This window comes from Caldichromatium japonicum, from assembly GCF_011290485.1.
Taxonomy (GTDB): Bacteria; Pseudomonadota; Gammaproteobacteria; order Chromatiales; family Chromatiaceae; genus Thermochromatium; species Thermochromatium japonicum.
The window spans coordinates 1,650,730-1,666,962 of the sequence record NZ_CP048029.1 but is presented as its reverse complement, the minus strand read 5'-3'; the positions used below and the strand labels follow the sequence as shown (position 1 = coordinate 1,666,962).

The following is a 16,233-nucleotide window of genomic DNA, read 5'->3' as shown; positions in this document are numbered from 1 at the left end:
CGTCGTTCCATGCCCGAGTTCGCTAAAGAAATCCTGCCCGTCAATCTCGAAGACGAGATGCGCCAGTCCTACCTTGATTACGCGATGAGCGTGATCGTCGGGCGGGCGCTCCCCGATGTGCGCGACGGGCTCAAACCCGTGCATCGGCGTGTGCTCTATGCCATGCACGAGCAGAGCAATGTCTGGAACCGACCCTATCGCAAATCGGCGCGCGTGGTCGGCGAGGTCATGGGTAAGTATCACCCGCATGGCGATGCCGCCATCTATGACACCATCGTGCGCATGGCCCAGCCCTTCTCCATGCGCAACGTCTTGATCGATGGTCAAGGCAACTTCGGCTCGATCGACGGGGACCCGCCTGCGGCCATGCGCTATACCGAGGTACGCATGGCGCAGATCGCCTCGGCCCTGCTCGAAGACCTAGACAAAAAGACCGTCGATTTCGTCCCCAACTATGACAATACCGAACAGGAACCGACGGTCCTGCCAGCGCGTTTCCCCAATCTGCTGGTCAATGGTGCCGCGGGGATCGCCGTCGGCATGGCGACCAATATCCCGCCGCACCATCTGGGCGAGGTGATCGATGGCTGTGTGGCCCTGATCGACAACCCCTTGCTCTCGGTCGATGAACTGATGGCCTATATCCCAGGGCCAGACTTTCCGACTGCCGGGATCATCAATGGGGTCGCCGGGATCCGCGAGGCCTATCGCACCGGACGCGGGCGCTGCGTGATGCGCGCGCGGGCCACCACCGAGACCCATCCGCGCAGCGGGCGCGAGGCAATCGTGATCACCGAACTGCCCTATCAGGTCAACAAGGCCCGCCTGCTCGAGCGCATTGCCGAGCTAGTCAAGGAAAAGCGCATTGAGGGGATTGCGCCGGATGGGTTGCGCGATGAGTCCGACAAGGATGGGATGCGGATCGTCATCGAACTCAAACGCGAGGCGCATGCCGAGGTCCTGCTCAACAACCTCTATCAGTACACCCCCCTGGAGCAGGTCTTCGGGATCAATATGGTCGCCCTGGTCGATGGCCAGCCGCTGACCCTCAACCTCAAGCAGATCCTAGAATACTTCCTGCGCCATCGGCGCGAGGTGGTGACCCGCCGCACCCTGTTCGAGCTGCACAAGGCGCGCGAGCGGGCGCATGTCTTGGAAGGCTATGCCGTGGCCCTGACCAATCTCGACCCGGTCATCGCCCTCATCAAGTCCTCGGCCAGTCCGCAAGAGGCGCGGGTGCGGCTGATGGAGAAGACCTGGGCACCTGGGATAGTAGGTGAGCTGCTGGCGCGCGCCGGCGCCGAACGCACCCGCCCAGAGGGTTTAGACTCCGAGCTCGGTCTAACCGACGCCGGTTACCGCCTGAGCGAACGCCAAGCCAAAGCGATCCTCGACCTCCAATTGCACCGGCTCACCGGCCTGGAACAGGACAAGATCTTCAAGGAGTTCGATGAGATCCTGGAGACCATTGCCGAGTTGCTTCTGATCCTCTCTGACCCCGATCGCCTGATGGCGGTGATCCGAGGGGAGCTGATCGCGATCCGTGAGCAATTCGCTGATCCCCGCCGCACCGAGATCCAGACGGATACCACAGACCTCGGACTCGAGGACCTGATCGCCCCCGAAGATCTGGTGGTGACCCTGTCGCATCAGGGCTATGTCAAGGCCCAGCCCGTCAGCGACTACCAGGCCCAGAGGCGTGGCGGCAAGGGTAAGAGCGCGGCGAGCTGTAAGGAAGAGGACTTCATCGAACGCCTGTTCGTCGCCCATTCGCATGACACCGTGTTGTGTTTCTCCAGCCGTGGGCGGGTCTATTGGCTCAAGGTCTATGACCTGCCGCAGGCGGGGCGGGGTGCACGCGGTCGGCCCATGATCAATCTGCTCCCCTTGGAGCCTGGCGAGCGGATCACCACCCTGCTGCCGGTGCGCGACTATGAGGACGGCTCGTTCGTGTTCATGGCCACCAGCGCCGGCACGGTCAAAAAGTGCCCGCTCGTCGACTTTTCACGCCCGCTGGCGCGGGGCATCATCGCCATCGATCTGCACGCCGATGAGGTGCTGGTCGGCGCTGCTATCACCCGGGGCGAGCAGGATCTGATGCTTTTTACCTCGGGTGGCAAAGCGGTGCGTTTTTCCGAGTCGCAGGTCCGGCCCATGGGTCGGGCGGCGCATGGGGTGCGCGGTATCCTGCTGCCCGATGACCAACAGGTGATTGCACTGGTGGTGCCCGAGCTCGGTGGCACGGTGTTGAGCGTGACCGCCAACGGTTACGGCAAGCGCACCGCCGTGGACCAATTCCCCACCAAAGGGCGCGGGACTCAGGGGGTGATCGCGATCGATACTGCAGAACGCAACGGGCCACAGGTCGGGGCGATCCTGGTCCATCCAGGCGATGAGATCATGCTGATCGCCGATGACGGGACCCTGATCCGTACCTCGGTCGATCAGATCCCGGTGGTCGGGCGCAATACCAAAGGGGTTAAATTGATCAATCTCGCCGAGGGCCAACGCCTGGTCTGCGTTGAGCGGATCGCAGCCCTCGAAGGTGAGCGCGAGGAGACGGAAGGGGCGGATGCCGCAGAGATCCTGGCCGATGACTGTATCTGATCGAGGTTGGGCGGTGCGTACCCGATGAGGCCTCGCCGGTTGGGCACCCTGTACCCAACCGACAGGGATATTCTCCAAAACATCAAGGGGTTTTTGAACGATGACCCGTGTCTATAACTTTAGCGCCGGCCCCGCCATGTTGCCCGAGCCGGTCTTAAACCAGGCGCGCGATGAGATGCTCGATTGGCGGGGGAGCGGCATGTGTGTCGCCGAAATGAGTCACCGCGGCAAGGAGTTCATGGCGATCGCCGCCGAGGCCGAGGCGGATCTGCGTGAGCTCTTGATCATCCCCGAGCACTACAAGGTTCTATTCCTCCAGGGCGGGGCCTCGCTCCAGTTCGCGATGGTCCCCTTGAACATGCTCGGCGATAAGGGACGCGCCGATTATCTCAATACCGGCTCCTGGTCGAAGAAGGCGATTGCCGAGGCCAAACGTTTCGGCGAGGTGCGGATCGCGGCGAGCACCGAGGCGTCGAGATTTACTTGCGCCCCTGCTCAGGACGAGCTCAGCCTCGATCCCGATGCCGCCTATGTGCATTACACCCCCAATGAGACCATCGAAGGGGTCGAGTTCCCCTATGTGCCGGAGACGGGCGCTGTCCCCCTGGTTGCCGACATGTCATCGACCATCCTCTCGCGTCCCATCGATGTCACCCGGTTCGGCCTGATCTATGCCGGGGCGCAGAAGAACATCGGGCCGGCGGGCCTGACCATCGTCATTGTGCGCGAGGACCTGATCGGCAAGGCGCAACCCTTCACCCCAACCATGCTGGACTACAAGATCCACGCCGAGAACGGGTCGATGTATAACACCCCTCCGACCTACGCCTGGTATCTCGCGGGTTTGGTATTTAAGTGGCTGAAGGGGATCGGTGGGCTTTCTACCATAGCCGAGATCAATGCGCGCAAGGCCCAAAAGCTCTATGCGGCCATCGATCGCTCAAGCTTTTATCACAATCCGGTGGAGCCTAGCGCGCGCTCTTGGATGAATGTGCCCTTTACCCTCGCCAAACCTGAGCTCGATGAAACATTCCTCAAGGAGGCCAAGGCGGTGGGACTAACGACCTTGCAAGGTCACCGATCGGTCGGCGGCATGCGCGCTAGCATCTATAACGCCATGCCCGAGGCGGGGGTCGATGCCCTGATCGCCTTCATGCAGGACTTCGAGCGGCGGTATGGTTAGGGTACGCAGCGCGTACCTGTCTGAAACCGGCATTGCGCCCAACGTCTAGGGAGGGGAGATGTTCAAAATCCAGACGCTGAATAACATCTCGGTCGCCGGGCTCGAACGCCTACCGCGCGACCGTTACGAGATCGCCTCGGAGATCGCGAATCCAGATGCCATCCTAGTGCGCTCGGCGGACATGCATGGCATGGCGATTCCGCCCTCGGTTAAGGCGATCGGCCGGGCGGGCGCTGGGACCAACAACATCCCCGTCGCCGAGATGACCCGCCGCGGGGTGGTGGTCTTCAATACCCCGGGCGCCAATGCCAACGCAGTCAAGGAGCTGGTGCTCACGGGGATGCTGATGGCGGCGCGTAACATCCCGCAGGCGCTTGAGTTTGTGAAGTCGCTGACCGGTGACGATGAATCCATCCACGAGGCCGTGGAGTCGGGCAAGAAGCGTTTCGTCGGCTTTGAGCTCCCAGGTCGCACCCTAGGGGTGGTAGGGCTCGGCGCCATCGGCGTGCGGGTGGCCAATGCCGCCCTTGCCCTAGGGATGCGGGTCATCGGCTATGATCCGACCATCACCGTCGAACGCGCCTGGCAGCTCTCCAGCGAGGTCAAACAGGCGCTAAGCCTCGATGACCTCTTGGTACGCTCTGACTTTGTCAGCCTGCATGTGCCCCTGACCGCCGAGACGCGCGCCATGATCGGGGGCGCGCGTTTAAAGACCCTGCGCAAGGGGACAACCCTGCTCAACTTCGCCCGCCAAGAGATCGTCGATGAGGAGATGCTGCTCGAGGCCCTGGAGACGGGGAGGCTTCTGGTCTATTGCTGCGATTTCCCTAGCAGCAGGCTCAAGGGGCATCCGCAGGTGATCGCCTTGCCGCACCTCGGGGCCTCGACCAAGGAGGCCGAGGAAAACTGCGCTGTCATGGTCGCAGACCAGGTCCGAGCCTATCTCGAGGATGGCAATGTCACCAACTCGGTGAACTTTCCTGAGATCGTGCTTCCGCGCGGTGAAGGATACCGGCTGGCGATCGTCAACAGCAATGTCCCCAACATGGTCGGCCAGATCTCGACCGATCTCGGCAAGGTGGGGCTCAACATCCTCGATATGCTCAACCGCTCGCGCGGCGACATCGCGGTGACCCTGATCGACATCGACCGGCCCTGCCCGGACGAGGTCTTAGACCAGATTCGGGCGATCGACGGTGTGCTATCGGTCCGCCAGCTCGACTAGACCATGACCGCCACCCCATCTCATCCAGAGACAGAGCTCGAGGCGATCCGCGCCCGTATCGATGCGATCGACGACGAAATCCTGCGGCTGATCAGCGAACGTGCGCGCTGTGCCCAGCAGGTGGCGCATATCAAGACCGGAACAGGCGGCCCTGTCCAGTTTTACCGTCCCGAACGGGAGGCGGCGATCCTGCGCCGCATCAAGGCGCGCAACCCAGGGCCTTTGGATGGCGAAGAGGTTGCGCGTCTCTTCCGCGAGATCATGTCCGCTTGTCTTGCGCTCGAACGCCCATTGCACGCCGCCTTTCTGGGACCGGAGGGGACCTTCACCCAGGCGGCGGCGATCAAGCACTTCGGTCACTCGGTGGTCACCAAGGCGATGGCCACCATCGATGAGATCTTTCGGGAGGTCGAGGCGGGGGCCTGTGACTTTGGTGTCGTTCCGGTCGAAAACTCGACCGAAGGGGTGGTCAGTCATACCCTGGATCTATTCATGACCTCGCCGCTGAGGATCACTGGTGAGGTGATGCTGCGCGTTCATCAGCATCTCCTGAGCCAGGCCCAGGAGATCAGCGAGATCCGGCGTGTCTATTCGCATCAGCAGTCGTTTGCCCAATGTCGCGAATGGCTCGACCGCTATCTGCTGTCCGCCGAGCGGATCGCGGTTGGCAGCAATGCTGAGGCGGCGCGTCTGGCGGCGCAAGACCCAGAGTCGGCGGCAGTGGCGGGCCTCCAGGCGGCCGAGATCTATGGGCTCAATGTCCTCGCCGAGCGCATCGAGGACGAACCGAGTAATACCACCCGTTTTCTCGTCATCGGCAAACAGGACTCTCCTCCCAGCGGTCAGGATAAGACCAGCCTGCTCTTGTCCTGCAAGAACCAGGCGGGCGGGCTGCATAGACTACTCGCTCCGCTCGCGGTGCATGGCATCAACATGACCCGCATCGAGTCGCGCCCCTCGCGCCGCGAGGTCTGGGACTATGTCTTTTTCGTCGATATCCTCGGCCATCGCCAGGACCCCAAGGTGGCCTATGCCCTGCAGAACCTAGAGGAAGAGGCCCTGCTCTTTAAGATCCTGGGTTCCTATCCGGTCGCCGTGCTGTGAAGGGGTCGGGCTAGGATACGCCGTGCCTCACCTGAGCGAACATATGCGATCTATCCCGCCCTTCGTATCCTCTCTTACCCTTTGACGATGAACGCCCATGACCGTCAACATCTTTCTTGAATTCGCCGCGCCCTGGATCTCCGGCCTGACTCCCTATGTCCCGGGCAAACCGCTCTCTGAGCTTGAGCGTGAGCTCGGTATTCAGGATGCGGTCAAACTCGCCTCCAACGAAAATCCACTGGGCCCAGGGCCCAAGGCTCGCGCTGCGCTCGCCGAGGCGCTCGCCGAGGTCGGGCGCTATCCGGACGGCGGTGGCTTTGAGCTCAGGCGCGCCCTGGCTGAACACCACGGCCTTCCGCCGCAGGCGGTTACCCTCGGCAATGGCTCGAATGACGTCTTGGACCTGATCGCGCGGACCTTTTTGCACCCAGGCGCCGAGTCGGTCTTTTCCGAATATGCCTTTGCCGTCTATCCCATCGCCACCCAGTCGGTCGGTGCAACGGCAAGGATTGCACCGGCGCGTGACTATGGGCATGACCTGGAGGCTATTTCCAGGCTCATCAATGAGCAAACGAGGGTGGTTTGGATCGCCAATCCCAATAACCCGACCGGCACCTGGCTGGCCGCTGAGACCTTGCGCGCCTTCATCGGCTCTCTGCCCAAGACCTGTATCGTCGTGGTCGATGAGGCCTATACCGAATATGTCGAGGCGCCCGACTTTCCCGATGCCACGCACTGGCTTGCGACCTTCCCCAATCTCATCGTCACCCGCACCTTCTCTAAGGTGCACGGTCTAGCAGGGCTGCGGGTCGGCTATGCCTTGAGCGATCCGGCGATCGCCGAGCTTCTGAATCGAGTGCGCCAGCCGTTCAATGTCAACAGCCTCGCCCAGGCGGCGGCGATCGCCGCCCTGTCCGACCGCGAGCATGTACGCGCCTCGGTCGAGCTCAATCGCGCAGGGATGAGACAGTTCACCCAGGCATTCGCCGAGCTTGGCATTTCCTATATCCCCTCGGTCGGCAATTTCATCACCATCGATTGCGGGCGCTTCGCCGGACCCATCAACGAGTCATTGCTCAAGCGCGGCATCATCGTACGCCCAGTCGGAAACTATGGCCTACCCAATCATCTGCGCGTCAGCGTCGGGCTTGAGTCCGAGAACGCACGCTGTATCGCCGCGCTTGCCGAGGTCCTCGGATGATCGAGCGGCTCGCCGTCATCGGGGTTGGGCTGATCGGCGGCTCATTGGCACTGGCCTTACGCGCTGCGGGTCATGTCGGTGAGGTCATAGGCTGCGGGCGCTCGCGCGCCAATCTTGAACGCGCCCTGACGCTTCGGGTCATCGACCGCATCGCTGAAGACCCCGCGGCTGCAGCCCGCGGCGCTGATCTGGTCTTTGTCGCCGTGCCACTGGGGGCCATGCGCGCTGTCTTTCAGGCCCTGCGCGGTCAGCTCGCCCCCGAGACCGTTCTCACCGATGCCGGCAGCGTCAAGGGGAGCGTCGTCGAGGATGTGCGAGCGGTTTTCAGGGCGATCCCGTCTTGTTTCTTACCTGGGCATCCGATCGCCGGCACCGAGCACAGCGGGGTCGAGGCGGCATTTCCTGAGCTCTATCATAACCGCCGGGTGATTCTGACCCCTTTGCCCGAGACCGCTCCCAATGCCATCCAACGGGTGAGCGCGATGTGGCAGGCCTGTGGCGCCGAGGTGGATTTCATGTCGGTTGCCCAGCACGACGAGGTCCTGGCCGCGACCAGCCATCTGCCGCACATGCTCGCCTTCGGGCTGGTCGATTCGCTTGCGCGCATGCGGGAAAACGACGAGATCTTCCGCTATGCTGCCGGCGGCTTTCGCGACTTCACGCGGATCGCTTCGAGCAACCCCGAGATGTGGCGTGACATCTGTCTCGCCAACCGCGAGGCCTTAAGCGCCGTACTGGCGCGTTTTAGCGTCGAGCTCGCCGATCTTGCCGATAGCATCCGGCGCGCCGACGGCGAGCGGCTCTTTGAGATCTTCAGCCGCGCTAAGGCCGCACGCGACCGCTATGTCGATCAGGCACGGCCTATGGCTTAGGGTATGCAATGCCGACCCTCCGAGGCCGCCCATGAACCGATCCCCATTACCGGTCATCGGCTTTGTTGCCCCGAGCGGGACCGGCAAGACCACCTTGATCCGCCGTCTGCTGAGCTTCCTGCGCGCCCAAGGGATTAGGGTCGGTTATCTCAAACATACCCATCATCGCTTTGACCTCGATCAACCCGGCAAGGACAGCTTCGAGGTGCGCTCCGCCGGCGCCTCCCAGGTCATCCTCGCCTCCAGGCTGCGTTGGGCCTTGCTGGTGGAAAACGAACAGGCACTCCCTGAGCCTGACCTCTGGGCGATGCTCGCACGCTTTGATCCAACGACCCTCGATCTGGTGCTTGCGGAGGGCTTTAAACACGAACGCTATCCGAAGATCGAGGTCTATCGTGCTGCCATAAACCAGCCGCCGCTCTATCCCCAGGATCCTGACATCATCGCCCTGGTGACTGATGATCCCCCGCCCGTCATGCCCCATCCGCCGGTGCTCGCATTCGCCCAGATCGAGGTATTGGCTGCTTTGATTTGCAAACATCTGGGCTTATCGACCCAGCCCTAAAGGGGGTGCAGGATGGGCATACCCTTCCCATCCTTGGGCGCTCAATCCCGCCAAAACGCGGGCGACAGGAGTACCAAAAAGGTAAAGATCTCAAGCCGCCCGAGCAGCATGGCAAGACAGAGGATCCATTTGGCGGTGTCATTGAGATCGGCGTAATGCGGGCCAACGGTGGCAAGCCCAGGGCCCAGGTTATTGATGCAGGCGGCAACGGCTGAAAAAGCGCTGACCAGATCGAGGCCAGTCGCGGCAAGAAGAAGATACATGAGGGTGAAACTTGCGATATACAGAGAAAAGAAGCCCCAGACGGCATCGACGATCCGGTGATTGACACTCTTGCCGCCCACCCGCACCGGAATCTGTGCATTGGGATGGATCAGACGCTCGATCTCGCGGATGCCTTGTTTGATGAGCAAAAGAAAGCGGATGACCTTGATCCCGCCACCGGTCGAGCCGGCGCAGCCGCCAATAAAGCTCGCGAGCAGCAACAAGATCCCGATAAACGGTGGCCAGTGATAGAACTCGGCGGTGGCAAAGCCCGTGGTGGTGCTGATCGAGACCGCTTGAAACAGTCCTTTGAGCATCGATTCCGACCAGTCGTCATAGGTGCGGGTGTAATACAGGGCAAGAATGGTGATGAGGCTGACGGTCAGCAGAACTGCGACATATAGACGAAACTCGCTGTCCTGGACATAGATCTTGAGATCCCGCCGGCGGAAGGCCATGAAATGGAGATTGAAGTTCATGCCGGCCAGGAGCATAAAGACAATGGCGATCAGCTCGATGGTCGGGTTGTTGAAATAACCGATGCTCTGGTCATGGGTCGAAAAGCCACCGATGGCGGCTGTCGCGAAGGCATGGCCGATGGCATCGAACAGTCCCATCCCTGCCCACCAGTAGGCCAGCGTACAGGCAAGGGTCATCCATAGATAGATATACCAGAGGGCCTTAGCGGTCTCGGTGATGCGCGGGGTGAGTTTGGCATCCTTCATCGGCCCTGGGACCTCGGCGCGAAAGAGCTGCATCCCGCCGATCCCGAGCATGGGCAGGACCGCCACCGCCAACACGATGATCCCCATGCCGCCTAGCCACTGGAGCTCTTGACGGTAGAACAGGATCGATTTGGGGAGGCCGTCGAGCCCGGTGATGACCGTGGCCCCGGTGGTCGTGAGCCCAGAGATCGACTCAAAGACCGCATCGGTGAGCGAGAGGACTGGATCAGAGGCCAGCCAGAGGGGCAGGGCACCGGCCAGTCCCAAGACGCTCCAGAACAGCACCACGACCAGAAATCCATCGCGGACCCGCAGCGGTTCGCGCATCCGGGCCACGGGCAAAAAGATCAACAGGCCCAGACCGAAGACCAGCCCAAAGGCCGCCCAAAAGGGCCAGGCCCAGCCCTCTCCGTACAACCAGGCGACCAGGATAGGCGGTGCCATGCTGAAGCTGAAGGTCATCAGCAAGAGACCCAACACCTTTTGCACGGCACCGAATTTCATGGGCTAGAGATCAGTGGTCAATGTCTTCCACTGTGCGCTGGCATGACAGATAGCCTGTGGATGAAGGCGCTCCTCTGCGCTTCCTGAGATCAAGAACTTTTGGGCGGCAGGAGATCAGTGATCGATCCATGCGCCATCTCTGCGGCCAGCCCTAGGGTCTCACACAGGGTCGGGTGTGGGTGGATAGTCAGCGCCAGATCTTCCATGTCCGCGCCCATCTCGAGGGCCAACACTGCCTCACCGATGAGTTCACCGGCATTGGGCCCGACGATCCCTGCACCCAATAGTCGTTTGCTCTCTGGGTCGAAGAGGAGCTTGGTCAGCCCTTCTTCGCGATGGAGCCCCAGGGCGCGTCCGCTCGCCGCCCAGGGAAAGACACCCTTGTCATAACGAATACCTTTGGCCTTGGCCTCAGTCTCGGTGAGTCCCATCCAGGCGACCTCGGGGTCAGTATAGGCGACCGCTGGGATGGCCAGCGGATCGAAGAGTGCCGGCAAGCCAGCGATGACCTCGGCAGCGACCTTGCCCTCGTGGCTGGCCTTATGCGCCAGCATCGGCCCGCCGGTGACGTCGCCGATGGCAAAGATGTGCGGTACATTGGTCCGCTGATGACGATCGACTCGGATAAACCCATGCCCATCGACCGCCACCCCGGCAGCCTCGGCATCGATCAGCTTGCCGTTCGGCTGGCGCCCCACTGCCACCAGGACCTTGTCATAGAGCTCGAGACCCGTATATCCGCCCTCGAAGGCAACGCGGATGCCCTCAGGTGCCGCCTCCATGCGCGCGACCCGCGTGTTCAGCCAGATATTCTCATAGCGGCGCCGGATGATCTTCTCGAGGACCTTCACCAGGTCGGGGTCGCAACCCGGTATCAACTGTTCCTTGAGCTCAACAACGTCAATCCTTGACCCCAGCGCGTTATAGACCGCGGCCATCTCTAGACCAATGATCCCACCGCCGACGATCAGGAGGCGCTCGGGGATATCGGTCAGCGCCAGGGCGTCGGTCGAATCCATGACCCGCGAGTCTTCATGCGGAAAGCCGGGGATGCGGATGGGCGAGGAACCACAGGCGATGATCGCCTGATCGAAACGCACCACGATCGGGCCCTCGGCGGTCTCGACCTGCAGCCGATTGGGCGACTCAAAACGCCCTGTCCCCTGGACGACCCGCACCCGGCGCTGCTTAGCAAGTGCTTTCAGCCCTGAGGTGAGGCGGGCGACCACCTGCTCCTTGCCGGCGCGCATCTTGGCAAGATCGATCTCCGGCGCCCCATAGTTTACCCCCATGGCCCCTAGCGTCTTGACCTCTTCGATGATTGCAGCGGTATGTAAGAGGGCCTTGGAGGGGATACAGCCGACATTTAGACACACCCCGCCCAGGGTTGGCTCACGCTCGATCAGGACCACCTGTTTACCGAGATCGGCAGCCCGGAAGGCTGCCGTATAGCCGCCGGGTCCGGCCCCAAGCACCGCTACCTCGGTCAGGAGCTCTTCAATGGGGCTGGATTGGGCAGCAGGTGCTAGTTGCTGGGGCGGCGCAGCCATTGATTCTGGCGATGCGGCGATCTCCAGGCTCAGGATCGGATCGCCCTGCGAGATCCGATCGCCGACCTGGACCGATAGAGCGCGGACCACCCCGGCAGCAGGGGAGGGGATCTCCATGCTGGCTTTGTCGCTCTCCACGGTGATCAGGGAGGATTCGACCTCGACCCGGTCGCCAGGCGCGATCAGCACCTCAATGACCTCGACATCCTTGAAATCCCCGATGTCCGGGACCTTGACCTCGATGATCTGGCTCATGCTGTCTCCAGTCTCAAAAACCTTGGCGGGGGGATATTCGCAAAACGGGGTGTAGGGTACGCAATGCGTACCCTACAGGTCTACCGGTGACCCGGTGAGTGCTCAAAGCAATAGGCGCCGGATGTCGCCGAGCAGCTCGCTGAGCAGGGTGATGAAACGTGCCCCGTCCGCGCCATCGATTACCCGGTGGTCATAAGACAATGCCAGCGGCAGCATCAGGCGCGGTACGAACTCATGCCCGTTCCACACAGGTTTCATGGAGGCGCGCGCCACCCCCAGGATAGCGACCTCGGGGGCATTGACGATGGGTGTGAAGGCGGTCCCGCCGATCCCGCCGAGGCTCGAGATCGAAAAGCATCCCCCTTGAAGGTCGCTGGGGGTCAGCTTGCCGGCACGGGCCTTGTCGCTTATTGCCGCAAGCTCTGCGGCGAGCTGATACAGGCCCTTGTGCTCGACATCGCATACCACTGGGACCACCAGGCCCTGGGGGGTATCCACCGCAACCCCGATATGGGTGTATTGCTTATAGACCAGGCGCTCGCCGTCCGGGGTGAGCGATGACTTGAAGACCGGCATCTGGGCAAGCGCCTTGGCCGTCGCCTTGAGCAAGAAGGGTAACAAGGTCAGACGCACCCCCTTCTCGGCAGCGGTGTCCTTTTGCGCCTGGCGGAAGGCCTCGAGCTCGGTGATGTCGGCCTCGTCGAACTGGGTGACGTGCGGGATCTCGGTCCAACAACGGTGTAGGTGTCGCCCGCTCAGCCTCTTGATCCGCGGAAGTTCCTGCAGCTCGATGGGGCCAAAACGGGCGAAGTCGGGGATCGCGGCTGTGAGGCCCGTATCCGCTGGCTGCGCCGGGGTGCTCGCTGCTACCCCCAGGGGCTCGGTCTCGGCCAGGCGACGCTTGACGTAGGCCTGGACATCTTCCTTGAGCACGCGGCCCTTGGGTCCGGACCCTTTGATGCCAGCGAGGTTCACCCCCAGCTCGCGGGCAAAGCGGCGTACAGCGGGGCTAGCATGGGCCTTGCGCCCGCGGGCGATGGCCGCCAGATCCTCGGGTCGCGGCAGGATGGGTGTTGGGCGCGGCTCGGGATCGCCGGGGGCGCGCTGGATGGCAGTTGATCCATCCACAGGTGCAGGGGCATCCGCCACTATCGGGTCAAAGACCGGCGTCTCGCTGGGCGCGATGATCTCACCCGACCTTGCAGCCTCCCGTTCCACCCGCATCAGTCGGTCGCCTTGGCTGACTCGATCCCCCGTTTTGACCAGGAGCTCTTTGACGACGCCGCCAATAGGTGCGGGGATCTCGATGGTCGCCTTGTCGCTCTCGAGGGTCAGAAGCGATTGCTCGGGCGCGATCCGCTCGCCGGGCGCGACGAGGATCTCGATGATCTCGACATCCGCGAAGTCACCGATGTCGGGGACTAGGATCTCTTCGACAATTGACACGCACTACTCCTTCAAGGTCGTCATTCCGACGCAAGCCATAACAAGTTGAGGCTAAGCGGTATCCCCCTGCTCGGCCCTAGACAGTGACCGGATTGGGCTTGTCTGGGTCGATCTGATAGCGGGTGATCGCCTCCAAGACCCGACTGATGGGGAGGCTGCCCTCGTCGGCGAGCGCCTTCAGCGCCGCCACCGCGATCTGATAGCGATCGACCTCAAAGAATTGTCTGAGTTTACGCCGGGTATCGCTGCGTCCGAAGCCGTCCGTCCCCAGGACCACATAGCGCCGCGGGACATAAGGGCGGATCTGATCGGCATAGAGCCGGACATAGTCGGTGGCGGCGATGACAGGGCCAGGTCTTTGCCCGAGCTGGGTCTCGACATGGGTTAGGCGCGGTGATTGATCCGGGTGCAGGCGGTTCCAACGCTCGATTGCAATCCCTTCGCGTCTCAGCTCGCCGAAGCTGGTTGCGCTCCAGACGGTCGAACCAATGCCAAAGTCCTGCTCTAAGAGCTCAGCTGCGGCGAACGCCTCGCGCAGGATGGCGCCTGAACCCAAAAGCTGGACCTGTTCCTCATAGCCATCGCTCTGTCTCACAGGATACAGGCCCTTGAGGATCCCCTCGCGGCTGCCTTCGGGCAGCGGAGGCTGGGGATAATTCTCGTTCATCACGGTGATGTAATAAAAGACATCCTCCTGCTCTTGATACATCCGCCGCAGTCCATCCTGGACGATCACCGCTAGCTCATAGGCATAGGCGGGGTCATAGGCGACACAGTTGGGGATGAGCGAGGCCAAGACCAAGCTGTGTCCATCTTGATGTTGTAGGCCCTCGCCGGCGAGGGTTGTACGTCCAGCGGTGCCGCCGATCAAAAAGCCGCGCGCGCGCATGTCGCCCGCCGCCCAGGCGAGGTCGCCGATGCGCTGAAAGCCGAACATCGAATAGAAGATATAGAAGGGGATCATGGCGACCCCATGATTGGCATAGGCGGTGGCGGCGGCGATCCAGGAGGACATGGCACCTGCCTCATTGATCCCTTCTTGCAGGATCTGTCCCTTCTGATCCTCGCGATAATACATCACCTGATCAGAATCCACCGGCTCATAGAGCTGGCCCTGCGAGGCATAGATCCCCAATTGACGGAACATGCCCTCCATGCCGAAGGTCCGCGCTTCGTCGGGCACGATCGGGACGATGTGACGCCCGATCTCGCGGTCACGAACCAGGAACCCGAGCAGACGGACAAAGGCCATGGTGGTGGACAGCTCGCGCTCGCCGCTGCCCTCGAGCAATGGCTTGAATGTCTCCAAGGCGGGGACGTTTAGGCGCGGGGCTGCGGATGAACGCGCCGGCAAGAAGCCGCCGAGCTGCGCGCGTATCCTCTGGAGATATTGTGCCTCTGGGCTATCCGGTGCCGGTTTATAGAAAGGCGTCTCGGCGAGCTGATCATCCGAGATCGGGATGTTGAAGCGATCGCGGAAGGCTCTTAAGGCCTCCTCGCCCATCTTTTTCTGCGAGTGGGTGATATTCATCCCCTCACCCGCGATCCCCATGCCATAGCCTTTGACCGTCTTGGCCAGGATCACGGTCGGCTGACCCGTGCATGCCATGGCCGCGGCATAGGCGTTATAGACCTTGATCGGGTCATGTCCGCCGCGATTGAGCCGCCAGATGTCTTCGTCGGACATATTGGCGACCATTGCCTTGAGTTCGGGATATTTCCCGAAGAAATGCTTGCGGGTATAGGCACCCCCTTTGGCCTTATAGGCCTGATAGTCACCATCCACGCACTCCTCCATGCGCTTGAGCAACAATCCCTGTTTGTCGCGGGCAAAGAGCGGGTCCCAATACCGGCCCCAGATCACCTTGATGACGTTCCACCCCGCCCCCCTGAAGACGGCCTCGAGTTCTTGGATGATCTTGCCGTTACCGCGCACCGGGCCATCGAGACGCTGGAGATTGCAATTGATCACAAAGACCAGGTTATCCAAACGCTCGCGTGCAGCCAGGGAGATGGCACCGAGCGACTCGGGTTCATCCATCTCGCCGTCACCCAGAAAGGCCCAGACCTTGCGCCCCTCGGTATTGAGGATGCCGCGGTGATGCAGATAACGCATAAAGCGCGCCTGATAGATGGCCATCAACGGCCCCAGACCCATTGAGACCGTGGGGAACTGCCAAAACCCCGGCATCAGCCAGGGATGCGGATAGGACGACAGCCCCTGCCCATCGACCTCACGCCGGAAGCGATCGATCTGGTCTTCGGTCAAACGACCCTCGAGGAAGGCGCGGGCGTAGATCCCAGGTGCGGCATGGCCCTGGAAGAACACCAGATCGCCGCCATGCTCGGGCGTGCGGGCGTGCAAGAAATGATTGTAGGCGACATCGACGAGGGTCGCCGAAGAGGCGAAGCTGGCGATGTGTCCGCCCAGCTCAGAGGATTGGCGATTGGCCTTGACCACCATCGCCATAGCGTTCCAGCGCACCAGCGAGCGGATACGCCGTTCGAGCGCCAGATCCCCAGGGAAGGGGCGCTCACGATTGGCGGGGATGGTATTGAGATACGCCGTATTGGCGCTATAGGGCAGATAGGCGCCCGAACGCCGCGCCTTGTCGATCAGACGTTCGAGCAAATAATGAGCGCGTTCAATCCCCTCGTGTTCGAGCACGGACTCCAGGGCGTCGATCCACTCCTGGGTCTCTTGCGGATCGAGATCGGGCTTGTGGGTCATC

At 61.9% G+C, this 16,233-nt stretch carries 11 protein-coding genes; 7 read left to right on the top strand and 4 right to left on the bottom strand.

All coding sequences use genetic code 11. The annotated features are described in order from the left end of the window. Positions 1–9: 9 nt before the first annotated feature. The 7 genes from gyrA (at position 10) to mobB (ending at position 8,757) form a co-directional block, all read left to right on the top strand. Entirely contained in the window at positions 10–2,607 is a 2,598-nt protein-coding gene (gyrA, locus tag GWK36_RS08145) for a DNA gyrase subunit A (RefSeq protein WP_166270719.1), read from the top strand. A 100-nt stretch (positions 2,608–2,707) separates the two neighbouring features. Next, positions 2,708–3,790: a 3-phosphoserine/phosphohydroxythreonine transaminase gene (gene serC / locus GWK36_RS08140; RefSeq protein ID WP_166270718.1), complete on the top strand. Its 1,083-nt coding sequence runs from the start codon at positions 2,708–2,710 to the stop codon at positions 3,788–3,790. 58 nt (positions 3,791–3,848) lie between these two features. Continuing rightward, positions 3,849–5,015: a phosphoglycerate dehydrogenase gene (locus GWK36_RS08135; protein ID WP_166270717.1), complete on the top strand. Its 1,167-nt coding sequence runs from the start codon at positions 3,849–3,851 to the stop codon at positions 5,013–5,015. A gap of 3 nt (positions 5,016–5,018) precedes the next feature. Next, on the top strand, positions 5,019–6,119 hold the full coding sequence (gene pheA / locus GWK36_RS08130; protein ID WP_166270716.1) for a prephenate dehydratase: 1,101 nt from the start codon (positions 5,019–5,021) through the stop codon (positions 6,117–6,119). A 97-nt stretch (positions 6,120–6,216) separates the two neighbouring features. Beyond that, a complete protein-coding gene (gene hisC, locus GWK36_RS08125) occupies positions 6,217–7,320 on the top strand; it encodes a histidinol-phosphate transaminase (RefSeq protein WP_166270715.1) in 1,104 nt (367 codons plus the stop codon). After that, the gene (locus tag GWK36_RS08120) at positions 7,317–8,192 is read left to right on the top strand and encodes a prephenate dehydrogenase (RefSeq protein ID WP_166270714.1); all 876 of its coding nucleotides are present in this window, start codon (positions 7,317–7,319) and stop codon (positions 8,190–8,192) included. Before hisC ends, GWK36_RS08120 begins: the two co-directional genes overlap by 4 nt. A 31-nt stretch (positions 8,193–8,223) precedes the next feature. Continuing rightward, complete coding sequence (gene mobB, locus GWK36_RS08115) at positions 8,224–8,757, top strand: molybdopterin-guanine dinucleotide biosynthesis protein B (protein ID WP_166270713.1); 534 nt, start codon at positions 8,224–8,226, stop codon at positions 8,755–8,757. 41 nt (positions 8,758–8,798) lie between these two features. Here mobB and GWK36_RS08110 read toward each other — a convergent pair whose 3' ends face one another. The 4 genes from GWK36_RS08110 to aceE all read right to left on the bottom strand — a co-directional run bounded on the left by GWK36_RS08110 (position 8,799) and on the right by aceE (position 16,232). After that, positions 8,799–10,250, bottom strand: a complete 1,452-nt coding sequence (locus GWK36_RS08110) for a TrkH family potassium uptake protein (protein WP_166270712.1) — start codon at positions 10,248–10,250, stop codon at positions 8,799–8,801. Positions 10,251–10,339: 89 nt separating this feature from the next. After that, a complete protein-coding gene (gene lpdA / locus GWK36_RS08105) occupies positions 10,340–12,055 on the bottom strand; it encodes a dihydrolipoyl dehydrogenase (RefSeq protein WP_166270711.1) in 1,716 nt (571 codons plus the stop codon). Positions 12,056–12,157: 102 nt separating this feature from the next. Further along, the gene (gene aceF / locus GWK36_RS08100) at positions 12,158–13,501 is read right to left on the bottom strand and encodes a dihydrolipoyllysine-residue acetyltransferase (RefSeq protein ID WP_166270710.1); all 1,344 of its coding nucleotides are present in this window, start codon (positions 13,499–13,501) and stop codon (positions 12,158–12,160) included. 76 nt (positions 13,502–13,577) lie between these two features. Continuing rightward, on the bottom strand, positions 13,578–16,232 hold the full coding sequence (gene aceE / locus GWK36_RS08095; protein ID WP_166270709.1) for a pyruvate dehydrogenase (acetyl-transferring), homodimeric type: 2,655 nt from the start codon (positions 16,230–16,232) through the stop codon (positions 13,578–13,580). Between the last annotated feature and the right edge of the window lies 1 nt (position 16,233).

Bases quoted from the DNA above. Each gene is read 5' to 3' on its own strand.
- gyrA (WP_166270719.1), top strand. From the start codon at position 10: ATGCCCGAGTTCGCTAAAGAAATCCTGCCCGTCAATCTCGAAGACGAG.
- serC (WP_166270718.1), top strand. From the start codon at position 2,708: ATGACCCGTGTCTATAACTTTAGCGCCGGCCCCGCCATGTTGCCCGAG.
- GWK36_RS08135 (WP_166270717.1), top strand. From the start codon at position 3,849: ATGTTCAAAATCCAGACGCTGAATAACATCTCGGTCGCCGGGCTCGAA.
- pheA (WP_166270716.1), top strand. From the start codon at position 5,019: ATGACCGCCACCCCATCTCATCCAGAGACAGAGCTCGAGGCGATCCGC.
- hisC (WP_166270715.1), top strand. From the start codon at position 6,217: ATGACCGTCAACATCTTTCTTGAATTCGCCGCGCCCTGGATCTCCGGC.
- GWK36_RS08120 (WP_166270714.1), top strand. From the start codon at position 7,317: ATGATCGAGCGGCTCGCCGTCATCGGGGTTGGGCTGATCGGCGGCTCA.
- mobB (WP_166270713.1), top strand. From the start codon at position 8,224: ATGAACCGATCCCCATTACCGGTCATCGGCTTTGTTGCCCCGAGCGGG.
- GWK36_RS08110 (WP_166270712.1), bottom strand. From the start codon at position 10,250: ATGAAATTCGGTGCCGTGCAAAAGGTGTTGGGTCTCTTGCTGATGACC.
- lpdA (WP_166270711.1), bottom strand. From the start codon at position 12,055: ATGAGCCAGATCATCGAGGTCAAGGTCCCGGACATCGGGGATTTCAAG.
- aceE (WP_166270709.1), bottom strand. From the start codon at position 16,232: ATGACCCACAAGCCCGATCTCGATCCGCAAGAGACCCAGGAGTGGATC.